Below are 15,910 nucleotides of genomic sequence, written 5' to 3'. Positions count from 1 at the left end.
CTTTACTTCTTATGCACGTTTTTATATGCTTCCATCTCTTTCTGAATCCACGTCATGATCACATCCACCAGATACTCCTGCTGTACCGGGCTTAATTCCCGTCCAGGGCGCATCTTATGCCACTTGCGGATACATTCCCGACAGCAGGTAGCTGTCGCATGCTGAGCGATAAATACCGGATGTCCCTGCATTGGTGTCTGTTTCCCATCATTTGGAATAACTGCCGGTGCTTCCCGCTTTGCGATAAAGTCTCTTGCATGCTCCCGGATCGTATCCAGTCCTTTTTCATTAATATAATCAATATCTTTCTTTTTCAAATGAAAACCGCTACGGAATTTGGAATGTTCCAACCGGTCAAATAACTGCTCATACCATTCTTCTTTCGTCATTTTTATTCCTCGTTTTTGCATTTCTTATATGCAAATAATGCTGCTCCAAGCGCTCCGCAAAGCTGTGCTTCATCGCAAATATACAGTTTTGCTCCAAGCTTTTCTTCCAGTGCCTGAATAATACCTTTATTTTTCGCAACTCCTCCGGTCATCATATATTCACCCGGATTTTTCTTGCCGAGACGCGCTGCAAGTGCACCGACTTTCGATGCTACAGACACATTTAATCCGTGGATAATATCTGCAACATTTTTATTCTGCGCAACAAGTGACACCACTTCTGATTCGGCAAATACAGTACACATGCTGGAAATAACGATATTTTCTTTCCATTCCAGACCTTTGGTACTCATCTCTTCTAGCGGCATTCCAAGCGTTCTCGCCATCATTTCCAGAAAACGTCCGGTTCCGGCTGCACATTTATCATTCATAAGGAAATTCGTAACCGCTCCGTTTTCATCAATACTGATTGCTTTAATATCCTGTCCACCGATATCAATGACCGTGCGGACATTCGGATTCAGATAATGCGCACCCTTCGCATGACAGGTGATCTCCGTGATACTGTCATCACCGCTGTCAATATAAGCACGTCCATATCCGGTTGTGACAATACGCACGATATCATCCTTGTTAATTTCGGCTTTCTCTACTGCTTTCTCTAAACTCTTCTCCGCGCTCATCATCGCACCGCCGCCGGTCGGAATGATCATCGTAGATTTGATTTTTCCATCCTGATCTAAAATAACAACATCTGTACTTGTTGATCCACTGTCAATTCCCGCTACATAATAGACTCCTGATTTCATTTTTTCTTTTGCCTCCTCGCCGATTCCTTTTGCTGCATCCATATCTTCTGATCCTTCAATTGTTTCTGAAAAAGCCTGAATCCTCGTCAACAGCTGTCCGGCACTCTGGCTTGTAAAATCAGTTTCTATTTTAAGAAGTGGAACTTTCATATTCTTCTTTATACTTGCATATTCAAACCCATAATAATCACAGAATTTGATCGTATGATAAATAATTCCTTTCAGGTTCGGATCGAGATAAAGCTCATTTCTTCTGGAACTTTGGTTCATACGGAAACACGGAAGCTGTCCAAGAAGTGCATCCGCATATGCAAGAAATAATTCATTTTCATTCAGTTTTTTCATTTCATCCGGCAATACAGATAGTTTTCTTCCTCCTGTACAAGTAAGGTTTTTCACATTCATCTGTATATTTTCCTGGATCATTTCTTCCAAAACGCCACTGACGCGTACCCCCATCACTCCGATATAAGGATTATTTTTTGCAGGAAATGTTGCAAAACTATTTATAAATCGTGTTTTGTCAAATGTTTTCCCCGAATATTTCTCATAGGCATCCTTCAATCCACAAATTGCGCGGGCAAATTTTTCCTTTTCACATTCATTATCGTCATGAGGCAGATCCAGCATGTAAATGAATTTGCATTTCTTTGTATTTTTTACAATATCATACACGCGGCGCATCGAATCACAGCAATTCACAAGAACCAGCTCATCTGCTTTTCCTTCCAGAACTGCCTGAATGACAGATTTTCCGAATCCACATAAATTTGCGTGTGCAATCTGATCCGACTCTTCAAAATTCTCCGGCATTTCTTCCAGAACGGCACAGGTTTCACCAAAACCTTCAAATAATTCTATCGGTGTATATTTACAGACATAATATATCATGACTATCTATCCTCCTTGCCTTTTTCCAGCATTTCCATAAATGCCTGTAATCTCGTAGACACCTGACCATCACTGGTATTTGCAGGGTTACAGCCGTCTCCGTCAAGAATCATCGTTGGAAGTCCTGCTTCCTCCAATGAACTTTTTATCAAGCTAGAGGCGCCGATCGTTCCTTTGCAGCCCCAGTGTGCAAATAAGATTCCACCGTCTGCATTCGTCTCTTTCGCAAGTTTTTCTGCAACCTGGATTCTCTGATCTACACTTCCGTTGTAAATGCAATTGACCATTTTTTCAGCCAGAGCCTCATATGGATCCGACGCATGCATTTTCTGAAATCCATCCGCGACAAAGTCGCAGGCACTGATGTGCATCTTCGGATTATAGTTGAAGACATCTTTCACCGGCTGCTGTAAAAATGGCATAATATGCATCCAGAGGACATGCAAACCACCGCCTTTTGGAGCTTTCTTCACATCTTTTAACAGTAATTCTGTATATTTCACTGCCTCTTCTGAACCTGCCAGAAGATGACACATAAAAATTGCATATAATTCATTTGTCAGAGAAGTCACCGGATCATGATCTTTGCGAAGTGCGAGCTGCTGCTGATAATATTCAGATGCTTTTCTACTGTTTGCAACTGCTTTTTCCACTGCCTCACCGGAAATCTTTCTCTTAGTTACATCCTCCAAAAATATCGTCAGCTCACGCAGCTGTTCCGCAACATATTCGATTGCTTCCTGATTCTTCTCATACGGGACATCAATATAAAATCCCGGCACATGATATTTTTCTTTCAAATAAGGGAATGTCATCATATTGCCATCACAGGCAAGATTTGTATAAATCGTGCATTTCGGCTTTGGCAGGAATCCTGTCAGCGCAGCCCCTAAAAACACACGATGATAAGAGCACATCGTCTCCGGAAATCCTTCTTCTTCCGTTCTTCTAAGAAATGTCTGTTCACAATTTGTTCCTGCCATAAAACAGGACATTGCCTCAACCGAATACGGTGTTAATCCTGCTGCCGTCAGCAGTTCTCCCGGCACAAAAATACTGACCATCGCGGAATTTTCCGGTCTGGACAGTGCCTGAATAATATTTTTCATAACTATTTTCGCCACATAGCGACCTGATGATGGAAGTGCACGATCCGGAAAAAGGCATAACCGTTTCTCCTGCAGGCGGTATCCCGCGAGAAGAAGGCGGCGAGCTTTTTCTGAGTCTTTCAAGGTAGCACTGCTCACCATATTTCCAAATTTGTCTATAATGTTCATTATAAAACCTTTCCTTTCATTGTATGGTTATCAATCTTTTATCTTGATGCGTATTTCATAGTGTAAATATGACTTTGCTTCAGATATGCCATACAATTATACTCTCTTCTTTTTTTCACTGCAAGAATGAGCTGTGTAAACATGGCGAAATCCCCGTCAATGACGAGGATTTCTTCAATGGTGGTATGTATATATTCTTTTATTCTCCTGGTTGCAGTGCATTCAATTCCTTTTCAAGCCGTTCTTCTATTTCCTGAAGTCCCACAGTAACTTCACATTTTCCTTCTATGTAATCGTCAAAAGGATTCCACTCCTCTTTTGGAGTAATAATTCTATTTGGCATTCTGATGTAATTTTTCCTTTCCTCTTCCGTTGTGTTTTTCACAAGATATTTCTCGTATATTTTTCCTTGTTCATTTATGAATTCCGTTTCTACAACTTCGTACAAAGCTTTTAAAGCCAACACACGCTCCGATTCTTTCAATTTTTCATCTTTATCTGCGCCCCATAAAATCATTATTGCCATATAAATAAAGCGGTAATATGCATGATTTAATTTTGCTTCTTCTTTTTTCCCATTTCGTTACTGCCTGTCGCGAAACCTCACACTTTTCCGCAAGCTGTTCCTGTGTAAGCCCTGCTTCCTTTCTGTATATTGCGATATTTTGACCTAATTTCATAACATGTCCCTCCGTATATTTATCTTTGATAAGAATATCTTATAAAATATGAGCTGATTATTCCACCAACCAGAGAGAACATTTCTAGCAACTAATGGTTGCATATTGAAAGTATTATATAGAATTTTATATATATTTCACTTGATTGATAATAATTGCGACAGCCCCTGCTTGTTTCTTCTGCTGTTATTCTTTTTTCTGTTTATGCCATTCATTCAAAACAGCTTCCACCTGTGCAATTAGCTGCTCTTTATTTGGGATATAAGAAACATAGCGCGAAGCAAAAATATTGTTAGATAAACCACCAAGTGCATATTCAGCCGCTATACTGTCTTTGTCCGTACAAAGGATAATACCAATTGGTGGGTTATCATGTTCATCATTCACTTCTGCAGCATAATAATTCAGATACATATTAAGCTGTCCTGCCGCTTCCGGTGTAAGCTTAGTTGTCTTTAATTCGATCAGTACATACGCACGAAGAATTTTATTATAAAAAACCATATCCGCATAATAATGAGTATTGTTCAATGTAATACGCTGTTGCGTTCCCACAAACATAAAACCTCGTCCTAATTCCAGAAGAAATTTCTCTATCTGTGCGACAAGCGCTTTTTCAAGATCACTTTCTAGCATGGGCTTATTTTCTGGTACGCCCAGAAATTCAAATACGTAAGGGTCTTTGATAATATCTAACGGAGTGGACATCTCAATTCCCTTTTCTGCAAGCGCAAGAACGGTTTCCTTATTCGTTTTTCCCTCTGACAGTAATAATCGTTCATAGAGCGAAGTAGAAATCTGTCGCTTTAATTCACGTGTAGACCACCCGGAATTAATAGCTTCTTTTTCATAAAAGCTTCTTTTGTCCGAATCTGAAATCGTCAGTAACTCGCAATAATGCGACCATGACAATTTAACAGACACTGTCCGTTGAATTTCATAACTTTGATAAAAGCGTCGCATAATTTGAAGATTCGATACAGAAAAACCTTTTCCAAATTCTTTCGTTACCTCTTTAGAAAGTTGCTTTAAGGTCTGTTTTCCATAATCAGCCCGATCATTATTTTTTTGTTCATGCTCAACAATTATTTTCCCTCCTGCTTATTGATCTCCCATCCCTAGATATGAACTTATCGTTTACTCAAATTCCCCTTCATGCTTCTTAAAGAAATCGTAAAAATATCGGATATTTTCCAACTTGCTCCACTTTACAACTTCGTATTCCTTCAAATCAATATTATAGATCTTCGCCTGCAGTGTTCCCAGCATAAAAGGTGAATGTGTTGCTATAATAAACTGACATCCAAGCAATCTGGCTAACTTATTAATCTCTTCTGCGAGCTTCACCTGATTGGCAGGCGACAGTGACACTTCCGGCTCATCCAACAAATATAAGGCGTCCGGCTGGAGATATGCATCAAAGTATTGCATGGATGTCTCACCATTGGAATATTTTTCCTGTGCAAATTCAATATATTGTTTCTGCATATAGCCATCTTTTGAAGCCAGGAACTTCTCCGCTTCCTGCTTCTTCCAGCCTTCCCGCACCATGTCATAAACCATTCCCTCGCCTAAGACCTTCCTTTGCTGAATCTTTTTAATTTCATAAAGGACGTCTTCACTTTTTATATAACGGCTGGTATCCGGAACCTTGTAGTACGGCTCTCCATCCTCATCTTCTCCATATGCAATGCCACATTCTTCTATAAATTGTTCCACATAATCTGTTATTCCAAAAGAATTGCTTGTTGCCCGCTCCCTGCCTTTTATCTCTAGCTTATCCGCTATAAGATTCAATATCGTAGATTTCCCAGATCCATTATTTCCATATAAAATCGTAATTGGTGCAAATACAAATGGCTCTGTGTATTTATCTCGGAATACAGAATATGGATAAATATTGGGATTCTTTATCTTCCTGTCGCTTAATTTAAAACTGCTTAAATAAATCATTTTTCTTTTACCCCACCATCGGCTCTTCTGTCAGTATAGTCTCACATTCGGCATCATTCTGCTCTCCCTCCGTAACCTGTAAAATATCCTCAATCTCTTCAATCTCCTGGTCAATCTCTTCTGTTCTTATTTGCAGATTTGCAATATACTGCTTGGCATATTGATAAAATTCTGCCTGTTGTCTGGCAAATGCGAGCCAGTCATTTTCTCTTCTATCATAGGGCGTATCTATCTTCACTTCACACTTCTTTTTCATCGGCAAACTCCTTTCTTCATTTGTATCAGGCCACTCATAATCTGCTCTTGGTCTCTCTTTTATTACACAATTTTCAAACAGTTCATCATACTTTCCGACAAGTCTGTCATGAATCTGATCATCGGTAAAAATTGTCTTCATTCATAGCTTCTGCCCTCTTCCCGAATCCCGGTTAATCATCATAGTGATTCCAGCCACCGAAAAATCCCGGACTGCTATGTCCTGTCTTATGCCCGCTGTTATCATAATGATTCACACCGCTGAAAAATCCCGGACTGCTATGTCCTGTCTTATGCCCGCTGTTATCATAATGATTTACACCGCCAAAGAAGCCTCTTCTGCTTTCTCCGATTTTGTGTCCGTTGGCATCGTAGTTCGTCATGCCGCCCCAGAAATTTCTCCGGCTCTCTCCGATTTTACGTCCGCTGGCATCGTAATGATTAATATTTCCAAAAAATCCTCTGCTGCTATGTCCTTCTTTTCTCATAATCTTGTTCTCCTTCCAAAATAAGTATTGGTTTTCCCTATCTGTTTCTCACTGGTTATACTCTATTTCCATAGCTGTCCAATAAAAAGTCCTCAAACGGATATTTTTAAAGATATTTAAGATATTTAAAGGATATTTTTAAACTTTTTACAATATTTTCCTTTTCGTAACATTTGTTACATCTATTTTCTTCATTCTTCGTTATACTACTATCAAAAGTTAAGAAACAACACATTAACTTATGAATAAAAAGAAAAGGAGATTTTAATTATGAAAAAATATGTATGTGAACCATGTGGCTATGAATATGATCCAGCTGTTGGAGATCCAGATAATGGTGTTGCACCGGGAACTCCTTTTGAAGACCTGCCGGACGACTGGGTATGTCCGATTTGTGGAATGGGAAAAGAGGTATTTGTTCCAGAAGAAGCTTAATGCTTCTTCCGGGCAAAACGATTTCGATTTAGTGAAAAAAATTGCGCTATTCTTCTAACTGCAAAGACGCATGATCCAAAACCTCAATTGTCTTTCTACCTGCCAGACGGATCGTTCCTTCTTCCTGAAGGTTAAGAAGCATCCGCGATAACGATGGTCTGGTTGTATTAAGATAAGATGCAAGATCTTCACGATTCATTTGCAAATTCACTTGATTATCTGCATTGCAGTTTTCCAGAAGATATGTAGCAACTCGCTGACGGAGATTTCCACTGGTCAGTACTTCAATTTGATGATTATTTTTATCGGCTTTTTCTGCAAAGACCTGAAGCATATTGAAAACAACTTTGCTATGATGTACACAATTATTTCCGCATCTGCCTCCAAAGAAATTTTTCGATACTTCCAGTACTTTTACAGCATTCTTAGCCTTTGCATAGCCCGAATAAGCCGATTGATGGAGAAACAATTCAATTTCGCCGAAGTCTTCTCCTTCAGACACCTGGTTGATTCTTGTAATTTTCCCGTTCAAATTGATACTCCCCACTTCCACATCTCCATTTAATAGAAAATATAGTTTTTCAGGGCGGTCACCCTGCCTGAATATATATTCATTTTTTTGATATTTCTGTACGACAGCCTGAGAACAGACCAAGCTTTTCTGCATCTCATCTTCTGTCAGGTTATGAAATATCTGCAACTGTTCTAATTTCATATATTTTGCCCTTCTCTCTGATATGCCCGGCAATTAAGGATATGAACCCGGATCTTTGTTAATAGCTATTATAGGGCAGATATATGAGTCTTTCAACGAAAATACGGAGGTTTTTATTATGACAATTACTTTTGATAATAATTTAATTACAGGAAATGAAACCATTGACACACAGCACCAGGAACTGATTGATCGTATCCAGCAGTTTGTGACTGCCTGTGAATCCGGCGACGGGAAAATAAAAGCAATTAAAATGCTCGATTATCTTGACGCATATACAGATTTTCATTTTAAAGAGGAAGAGACTCTTCAGGAAAAAGTTGCATATCCTGAGCTAGCAAATCATCATGCAAAACATGAAGAGTTCAAGAAATCTATTCAGGAGCTGTATGATTTTCTCAATGAAAATGAAGGTCCGAATGAGCAATTTATTGAACAGGTAAAACGTAACGTTGTAGACTGGTTATTCCATCACATTAAAACATTCGACCGTTCTGTTGCTGAATATATCCACTTGCACGATAATTCTGAACGTTTATAATGGATATTAATAAACATAAACTCAGACAGGAGGGCACACGATATGGTTCATCTCAATCCAGAAGCTATCGCTTATATGCAGAAATATAATCACAAAGATATTCTTCTCTCGATAGAAAAGATTACCAGTTGATGTGCGCCTCCGCGTCTGGAGATATCAGTAGGATTTACTGATAAGAAAAAAGAGGACTTACTGGCAGATGGTTATGTCTGCGAGCGAAGTCCCCTTGGTAATGTGTATTATCGCTCTGATGGAGTTATTGCCACGGGAGATATTTCTGTAAATTATGTAACTTATCCATGGCTTACTTGTTTTGAAGTAGACGGGCTCACCATTAAAAATCAGACCTCTATTTAAACTGTACTACGATCTTACGTCCGCCTACCGAGCCGTCAAGGATCTTATGGATCAGTTCTTTTGCATGGTCATCTGCTTTCTCCAGAAGTGAGGATGTATCTATATCATCATTGTTCTCTATATCTTTTTCTGCCAAAGAAATTGCCTTCTTGGCATCCTCTTTTGTCTGCCAGTTAAAAATGGCTCTCTTTTCATCCATGAACTTGATGGAATCCGGATCCACCTGTGGTTTTCCTAACACTTTTGCATGTGGAATCGTAACAATTACTTCTTTGTCTGTAATCTTTTCTTTCACCTCATCCATCTGGATTCCGGCTTTCAAAGTTGCGCTGTAATGCATCAAAAAACTTTTCTTATTAATAAACGGGATACTTCCATCTTCCATCTGCTCTGTGGACGAATAGGTAACCTGCTGTGTTGCGAGTTCACCAACGTCTTCCAGTTTTCCAGAAATATAATCATTGGTAACTTCTGTCTTTGTCATTGAATGGTAAATATTAATTCCGCCAACTGCTCCAATGACAATTCCAACAACCAAGCTAATACAAATTGTTTTCACTTTTTTCGCTGCTTTTTTCGCTGTTTCTTTCATGTTCATTTTTGTTTCTCCGTTTTCCTTTGTTGTTTCAATCTCTTTAAACTCTTTCATCGTTTTTTCCTCCTTATGACATTGCATTTTGTGAAAATATAATTGAAATGCTTGTCTTTTTTACTTTTGTTGATTCTAAGTATAAGGATTTTGTCTCTATAAATATACTTCCGTATCAGGGAATTATCTACCTCTATTCCCCTGATATAGAAGTTATAGCTGTAACCACCCTCCACTTGTAACAACTGCCAGGTTTAATTTTCGTATCTTATCCTTGAACCGTATCTGCACATTCTTTTCATCTACAGTAATCACGGTTCCAGTTCCGAATTTCCGATGCACAACAGTTATGCCAGGATGAATTTTTTCTATTTTATGCTGCGTTCCAGTAGCAGAATCTTTTTTGGCTGCATGAGATGCATATGTCAGATATACCCCGTCTTTCTTATATCCTGTGGGCTCCCCATTTCTTCCTGCCCTACTATTATTCGATCTGTTTCCGTTTTTTCTATTTCCGGTTGCGCTGTTCGACAAGCTACTATAAACGCTTTCTTTTTTCCCGGAGCGAGTGGTTGTCTTCTCCCGTTTTCCAAGAAGTTCCTCGCAAAAACTGCTCTTTCGATTCGTTGTCATAAGCCGTAAATCCTGCTTCGCTCTTGTTGCTCCTACATAAAATAAACGTCTCTCTTCCTCGTATGTTTCCATTTCTTCTCTGGAAGGCTTTGAACTATGAAGGCTCCTCGGGATCTGTGCCGGCAGGATCCCATCCACTACATCTAACATATATACAATTTCATATTCTAATCCTTTACTTGCATGAATCGTAGAAAGAATAAACGGACAGTCTTCCGATGTTTTCTTAGTTTGAATGATTTCTTTCAATTCATCCAAACGCTGGATCAGATCCTCTGCCGTAGGCTCTAATTTTCCAATAATCTTCACAACTTCCAGCTTGCTGTCATTTATTTCGTTTCTTTGTAAATAATCTTGATACCCCATATAATTTGTAATGCGATTCACTGCCTTGTCACCCGGTTCCTGTAACAGATGTTTCAAATGTGTTCGCATTGCTTTTGCATTGCTCTTTTTATAGTCGTCAAGTTTTGGACTTAAAAGCGCAGCATCGAGAATCGGCAAATCTCTTTCACGGCTGATTTCTATAATTTCCAACGCTTCTTTCCGGCTTAAATATAGTCTCAGTTTATAATAAATCTGCAGGAACAGTTCTTCATCGTTCGGATTTGCAGCAAATTGAATGATATGAACAATATCAAGAACAACCCGATTCGTGAAGAAAGTCACTTCTGCGTTCCGCATCCGATATGGAATTTCCTGCCGTTCCAAAAGATCAATAAGCGGAATTGCACATTCATGATCCCGGTACAAAACAGCTGTCTGGATTTCACAACGTTTTGCTACTTTTAACAGATACTGATATTGTGCTCTTCTGCTTTTCAAAGCTATTTCCCGTATCTCTCTTTCTGCTTTTTTTGATGCCCGCATATGTTTCTCATGTCGGAATTGATTCTCCTGGATAAACCGGTCTGCCGCTTCTACGATTTTTGCATTAGAACGGAAATTTTCTTCCATCAGGAGTACTTTTGCTCTCGGATGATCTTTTTCAAACGAAAGCAATGCTTTCGGATACGCCGCACGAAAGCCATAGATACTCTGGTCTTCATCCCCCACCATGAATAACTGTTCTGTTCCAGATGCAAGAAGTTTTATAATTGCATGCTGAATTCTGGATGTATCCTGCGCCTCATCCACACAAATATACGGATAAAGTCTCTGAAAATATGCCAGTAAATCAGGAAATTTACGAAGCATATTGTAAGCGTATACCATCTGATCGTCATAATCCATCAGACCTTCTTTCCGCATTTTTACACAGTATGCCTGATAGATTTCCAACAGTTTTAATTCTTCTTTTTCTTCTAAATGCCGGATTTCTTCTTCTGTCAGCATCATGTTTTTTATGTATGTAATCAATGTCCTCACATTTTTCAGATCACTTTCTGTCGGGTAACTGTGTTCTGTTTCCTGATAGATTTCTATCAGAAAATGAAGGATGATTTTTTCATCCTGCACCAGTTCAAATGCAGATTTACCGACACTCCGGCTGTAATATTGTATAATTTTTGCACAGATTCCATTGATTGTGCGAAATTCTAACCGTTCAGCCAATTCTTCTCCAAAATAAGATGCAAACCTCCTGGACATATCTTTTGTTGCTGCGACTGTGTATGTCACTGTCAAGATTTTCTCCGGTGCGATTCCTTTACAGAAAATCATATATCCAAGCCTTGTAACCAGTACGGTCGTTTTACCGGATCCTGGTACTGCTAAGAGAAGTATCGGTCCGTCTACACTTTTTACCGCTTGCTTTTGTTGTTCATTTAATTGTACAGGAAACTGCCTTTCAAATGCTTCCCATGACATTTCTTTCATGATTTCAAAATCCTTCCTGTTTCTTGATTCTTTTATTTCTTTACAATATTATTACTTTCTGACTTATTTTCTCTGTTTTTATCTGCCAATTATGTCGAATAACCTGCTGAAAATGTCTGTTTCATTCATTTGCTTTTTTTCATGCTATAATAATTATTCACCAAGTGAAAAAGAATAGAGAAAAGAACCATTGTGTTATAGATATTACATCGAAATCTATCTATCACGCAATGGTTCTTTTTATTTTCTTTTTATAGTATCTTTTTTTAAATAATAATATCCATTAATTAAAACCATGGAAGAGCACTGATTACAACAGATACCGTAATTGTTGAAATTGTCATAGATGTTACATTCGCTACTGTTCCATGTACACCCTCCGGCAGTTTTTCTGAGAAAAACTGTGCAATCGGTCCTCCTATAATTCCACCGAGAACACCTGCAAATACCGCCACCGGAATATTCGCACCATACATTAGAACACATGCCGGTCCGACACTGACAACCGGAACATACGTTGCATACCAGCCACCATTATCAAATTTTTCTGCATACAGGAACACTCCCGTTGCCGCTCCGACAAACTGTGATAAAATTATAGCCGGTACAGCTCCTGAGCCATATGCTCCATGATTTCCACATACGATTGTGCCAATCACTGCGCCTGCCAGCAAAAATGCAGATGCCACTTCATTTCCATAAAACTGTGCTTCTGTAAAATCTGCAAAAACCCTGCGTACAAACCAGCTTGTACTATATACATCATCTGCCGGTGCTGCCTCCGTCCGATGTGGTTTCACCGGCACAGGTTTTACCCACGGAAGAATCTTACAAACCATACATACAATAATTCCCGTAATTGCCATCGTTGACACATTTGCTACGACTCCCGGAAGTTTCCACGGAGTCACAATTGCGTTTCCAATCCATATTGCAGTAGGGGCACAGATCAAACCACCGATAATGGAAGATGTCAATAATGCCGGAACGCTTGGACCGTAAAGTAACATAACTGCCGGCGGAGCACCTACTACAGTAATAAATGTTGCAATCCATGTTACGGATGAATCTGCAAATCCATTAATATAACGAAATACAAAAATTGCCAATCCCAGGGAGATGAGCTGTGATGCCAACACCCACGGGAATAAGGTACTACTTCCATAGCAGACATCAAATCCTGCATATTTTGAATTTTTGATCGCCAATATCCATGCTACAATTCCTCCAAGTATAATTCCTATTCCGGCAAATACACTTGCATAAAACTGTGCTTCTGTAAAATTCATAAAGAACCAGGCAATCTGTTTTGGCACAGAATCCAAAATTCCAGAAATCATATTATTATAATCAAATACTGCATTATTACCGCTTAATGCTTTTAAGCCAAAATAAAATGCAAATCCAATGACTATACTTATGATAAATCCCGGTAATGCGCCAGTCATTTTTTCTTTCGTCTTTACTGTCTCACCCATTTTTACCTCCTCATAGATAATATTTTTCCAGATATTTCTGATACAATTTTGCATATCTTCTTACGCTTTCCAGAGAAATATGTTCATTAATACAATGTGCAAGTGCATCATCTCCTGGTCCTGCGATTACAAATGGTACAGATATTTTAGGAATAATCTGTGATGCATCTGTATAGAAATAATGTCCTTTATCTTCTGTTGAAATTCCCACCATCTGTGCTGTTTTCATGATCTGTTTCACCAGCGGGCTATCTTTTGATGTCTCCAATGCCGGTCTGTCATTCATCACTTCAATGGTAATTTGAATTCCCGGTATTTCTTTTCTGAATCGGTCTGCAATCTCTTCTGTACATTTTAAAATATGTTCATGACTGACTCCCGGAACTGTGCGTATATCCAATTCTGCTTCTGCAGTTGGTGGAATAATATTCGTCATAATTCCGCCACACAGTTTTGTAACGGATGCTGTTGTCGTTCCCAGAATAGGATGCACCTCCCCGGTTTCCACTTGTTCTTTTAATTCTGCGACTAATTTTTCTACATACTCAACAGCATTAATCCCAAGGTCTGGTCTGGATGCATGCGACTGCTTTCCTTGCACCGTAATTTTCAACCAAAATGCACCTTTTTCACAAGTACCTATTTTCTCATCTGAAGGTTCGCATATAATTATTTCATCAACTTTATTCACCGTACCATCTTTTACAATTCCGCAAATTCCGCTTCCCTTACTTTCTTCATCCGCAGTAAAGCAGAAATAAATAGATTTCTTTGGTCTTTTTTTTGTTTCCAGCATCCATTTTAATGCCAATATCATGGCCGCGTCTCCACCCTTCATATCAGCAGATCCGCGTCCATAGAGAATATCACCTTTTACAATAGCATCATGTGGCGGATAACTCCATTGACTGTAATCTCCACATGCAACCGTATCCATATGACCAACAAATGCGATACCGCCTTCCTCTGTTTCTCCATTTACTTTTATGATCAGAGACGCTCGGGTTTTTGAATGATTAATTTTTCTATATACGATGTTTTCTGGTAACATTTCTAATATGACATCCGCAAGTTTCCCTTCATTTCCTTCCGGCTGACAAGTATTGATCTGCACCAATTTCTGAAGAATTTGTTTGCATTGTTCAGTTGTTATCTGTGCATACTTGTTATCATTTTCTTTTTTCAACTGTCTTCTCCCCTTTATTTCTGGTACGAAAACATTACAAGCTCACCTACTCCGGTCTTTCTTACCATACCAAATTTGCTAATCCATCCACCTGCTCCACAGTTTCTTCTCACCGCACGGTTTTCAAAGGATACAATTTCTCCATTTACGATTGTGTACGTTGCAAGTTTATCGTCCATATCTACAACTGTAACATTTGCAAGTGCGCCAACACCAAGATGACCAATCTTATCTGTCCACCAATTATTTGCTGTTCTATTTCCGATTAACGCTGCCGGATTACAGGTCATTGTCGCAACTGCATCACTCAGGCTTAAAACTCCACTTTGTGAAAGTTCTATAATAGCCGGAATATTATCTCGTGTATCCCCGAATCCTTTCATTGTTCCCTGATTCTGTCCATCCGAAATCAGAATCTTTACTTTTCCTGATTCCAATGCATCATATGCTAATTTCTGCGATTCTTTTGGAAGTTGAAGCCCTTCACGACTTCCTCGTCCTGCACGAAGCATGGTTGTAACAAACTCTGCGGAAATATTGTCTCCATTTACCAGATCAAGAACACGTTTCATACCTTCTGCTGCTCCCATGTGTGTTCCACATCCTGCCGCTGTAGCATGTGCCAGATGTAATGGACGTCCTTTTGCAAGTGAGACCAGTCTTTCCGCATGTTCTGGGTCCTGTGTATGGGACATATAAATTAGATTTGCTTTTGAAGTAATTTCATAAATCTTATCAATATTTTCATCAGACATAATAAAATGTCCCATATGATCTTTAATTCCAACCGTTAAAGCAGCCGTTGTATTGGTAATTCCATTTCTTGTCATCTTTGTAGATAATGTATCTGCATCTATCTCGCCTTTAAACATACGAATCAACTCATCTACTGACATCTGTGTTCCAAGTACATTTGCAGCTCCAAGATAAACGCCAAGGTTAATCGGAACTCCATGATCTACTTCCGCACCGAGAAGAGATGGTGCCATAAATGTATTTCCGGCTCCCGGTGATAATCCTAATGTCACGCCATCTTCTGCTGCACAGAAAATTGGATTTGTACTTACTTCAAATAAATCGCCAAGATGTAAATGCATGTCAACCAATCCCGGCATAACAGTAAGTCCTTCGCAATCAATTACGCGATCACCGGTCTCTGCTGCGATATCATCTGCGACCTGACAGACAATCCCATCTGCAATCAGGATATCGGTCTGTTTGTCTACTTTATTCTTTGGATCAACAACATGTCCGCCCTTTAAAATTAACCGTCCGCTCTTTTGTATCTGCCCGATTGTATCCTGCATCTGATTCTTTTTTACAGTTGCCAGTGCTCCGTCCAAAAATCCTACTTTATTTTCGTACATTTGTCTGCCTCCTTCTTTGAATACTGTATTGTTATTTATGTGACGTAGT

Annotated in this window: 17 protein-coding genes; 2 read left to right on the top strand and 15 right to left on the bottom strand. The window is 39.2% G+C overall.

Annotation, left to right across the window (positions count from 1 at the left end; translation table 11 throughout):
* Nucleotides 1-2 precede the first annotated feature (2 nt).
* The 9 genes from DW125_RS09915 to DW125_RS09875 all read right to left on the bottom strand — a co-directional run bounded on the left by DW125_RS09915 (nt 3) and on the right by DW125_RS09875 (nt 6,742).
* Nucleotides 3-389: a DUF4186 domain-containing protein gene (locus DW125_RS09915; protein ID WP_021860322.1), complete on the bottom strand. Its 387-nt coding sequence runs from the start codon at nt 387-389 to the stop codon at nt 3-5.
* A gap of 2 nt (nt 390-391) precedes the next feature.
* Entirely contained in the window at nt 392-2,089 is a 1,698-nt protein-coding gene (locus DW125_RS09910) for an acyl-CoA dehydratase activase (protein ID WP_117538031.1), read from the bottom strand.
* Between the two features lie 2 nt (nt 2,090-2,091).
* Nucleotides 2,092-3,366, bottom strand: a complete 1,275-nt coding sequence (locus DW125_RS09905; protein ID WP_021860320.1) for a 2-hydroxyacyl-CoA dehydratase subunit D — start codon at nt 3,364-3,366, stop codon at nt 2,092-2,094.
* 199 nt (nt 3,367-3,565) lie between these two features.
* Nucleotides 3,566-3,892, bottom strand: coding sequence for a hypothetical protein (locus DW125_RS09900; protein ID WP_021860319.1), 327 nt, complete (start codon nt 3,890-3,892; stop codon nt 3,566-3,568).
* Complete coding sequence (locus DW125_RS09895; RefSeq protein ID WP_021860318.1) at nt 3,861-4,046, bottom strand: helix-turn-helix transcriptional regulator; 186 nt, start codon at nt 4,044-4,046, stop codon at nt 3,861-3,863. The genes DW125_RS09900 and DW125_RS09895 overlap by 32 nt, the downstream gene beginning before the upstream one ends.
* 186 nt (nt 4,047-4,232) lie before the next feature.
* Nucleotides 4,233-5,132, bottom strand: coding sequence for a PDDEXK nuclease domain-containing protein (locus DW125_RS09890; protein ID WP_330411882.1), 900 nt, complete (start codon nt 5,130-5,132; stop codon nt 4,233-4,235).
* A gap of 51 nt (nt 5,133-5,183) precedes the next feature.
* Complete coding sequence (locus DW125_RS09885) at nt 5,184-5,999, bottom strand: AAA family ATPase (RefSeq protein ID WP_117538029.1); 816 nt, start codon at nt 5,997-5,999, stop codon at nt 5,184-5,186.
* A gap of 7 nt (nt 6,000-6,006) precedes the next feature.
* Nucleotides 6,007-6,396, bottom strand: a complete 390-nt coding sequence (locus DW125_RS09880) for a hypothetical protein (RefSeq protein WP_117538028.1) — start codon at nt 6,394-6,396, stop codon at nt 6,007-6,009.
* A 31-nt stretch (nt 6,397-6,427) separates the two neighbouring features.
* Nucleotides 6,428-6,742, bottom strand: a complete 315-nt coding sequence (locus DW125_RS09875; RefSeq protein WP_242992964.1) for a hypothetical protein — start codon at nt 6,740-6,742, stop codon at nt 6,428-6,430.
* 270 nt (nt 6,743-7,012) lie between these two features.
* Between DW125_RS09875 and rd the strand changes: the two genes are divergently transcribed.
* Complete coding sequence (rd, locus tag DW125_RS09870; RefSeq protein WP_021860312.1) at nt 7,013-7,177, top strand: rubredoxin; 165 nt, start codon at nt 7,013-7,015, stop codon at nt 7,175-7,177.
* 46 nt (nt 7,178-7,223) lie between these two features.
* On the opposite strand, the gene DW125_RS09865 is transcribed toward rd, so the two are convergent.
* Nucleotides 7,224-7,892 carry a Crp/Fnr family transcriptional regulator gene (locus DW125_RS09865; protein WP_117538027.1) on the bottom strand — a complete coding sequence of 223 codons (669 nt, stop codon included), beginning with the start codon at nt 7,890-7,892 and terminating at the stop codon, nt 7,224-7,226.
* A 118-nt stretch (nt 7,893-8,010) separates the two neighbouring features.
* Here DW125_RS09865 and DW125_RS09860 point away from each other — a divergent pair, with 118 nt between their 5' ends.
* Nucleotides 8,011-8,433 carry a bacteriohemerythrin gene (locus tag DW125_RS09860; protein WP_117538026.1) on the top strand — a complete coding sequence of 141 codons (423 nt, stop codon included), beginning with the start codon at nt 8,011-8,013 and terminating at the stop codon, nt 8,431-8,433.
* Between the two features lie 349 nt (nt 8,434-8,782).
* Here the strand turns inward: DW125_RS09860 and DW125_RS09850 are convergent, their stop codons facing one another.
* From DW125_RS09850 to DW125_RS09830, 5 genes are all read right to left on the bottom strand, one after another.
* Entirely contained in the window at nt 8,783-9,439 is a 657-nt protein-coding gene (locus DW125_RS09850) for a DUF4230 domain-containing protein (protein ID WP_158549913.1), read from the bottom strand.
* Nucleotides 9,440-9,592: 153 nt separating this feature from the next.
* A complete protein-coding gene (locus DW125_RS09845) occupies nt 9,593-11,830 on the bottom strand; it encodes an ATP-dependent helicase (protein WP_242992963.1) in 2,238 nt (745 codons plus the stop codon).
* Between the two features lie 287 nt (nt 11,831-12,117).
* The gene (locus tag DW125_RS14270; protein WP_117538023.1) at nt 12,118-13,308 is read right to left on the bottom strand and encodes a hypothetical protein; all 1,191 of its coding nucleotides are present in this window, start codon (nt 13,306-13,308) and stop codon (nt 12,118-12,120) included.
* A gap of 10 nt (nt 13,309-13,318) precedes the next feature.
* Nucleotides 13,319-14,494 carry a M20 family metallopeptidase gene (locus DW125_RS09835; protein ID WP_158549912.1) on the bottom strand — a complete coding sequence of 392 codons (1,176 nt, stop codon included), beginning with the start codon at nt 14,492-14,494 and terminating at the stop codon, nt 13,319-13,321.
* Nucleotides 14,495-14,508: 14 nt separating this feature from the next.
* Nucleotides 14,509-15,861, bottom strand: coding sequence for an amidohydrolase family protein (locus tag DW125_RS09830; RefSeq protein WP_117538021.1), 1,353 nt, complete (start codon nt 15,859-15,861; stop codon nt 14,509-14,511).
* Nucleotides 15,862-15,910: the final 49 nt, after the last annotated feature.

The sequence above is a fragment of the Dorea sp. AM10-31 genome, from assembly GCF_003435815.1.
Lineage (GTDB): Bacteria > Bacillota > Clostridia > Lachnospirales > Lachnospiraceae > Dorea_D > Dorea_D hominis.
The sequence above is the reverse complement of the archived record's forward strand: the minus strand, read 5'-3'. Positions and strand labels throughout refer to the sequence as shown.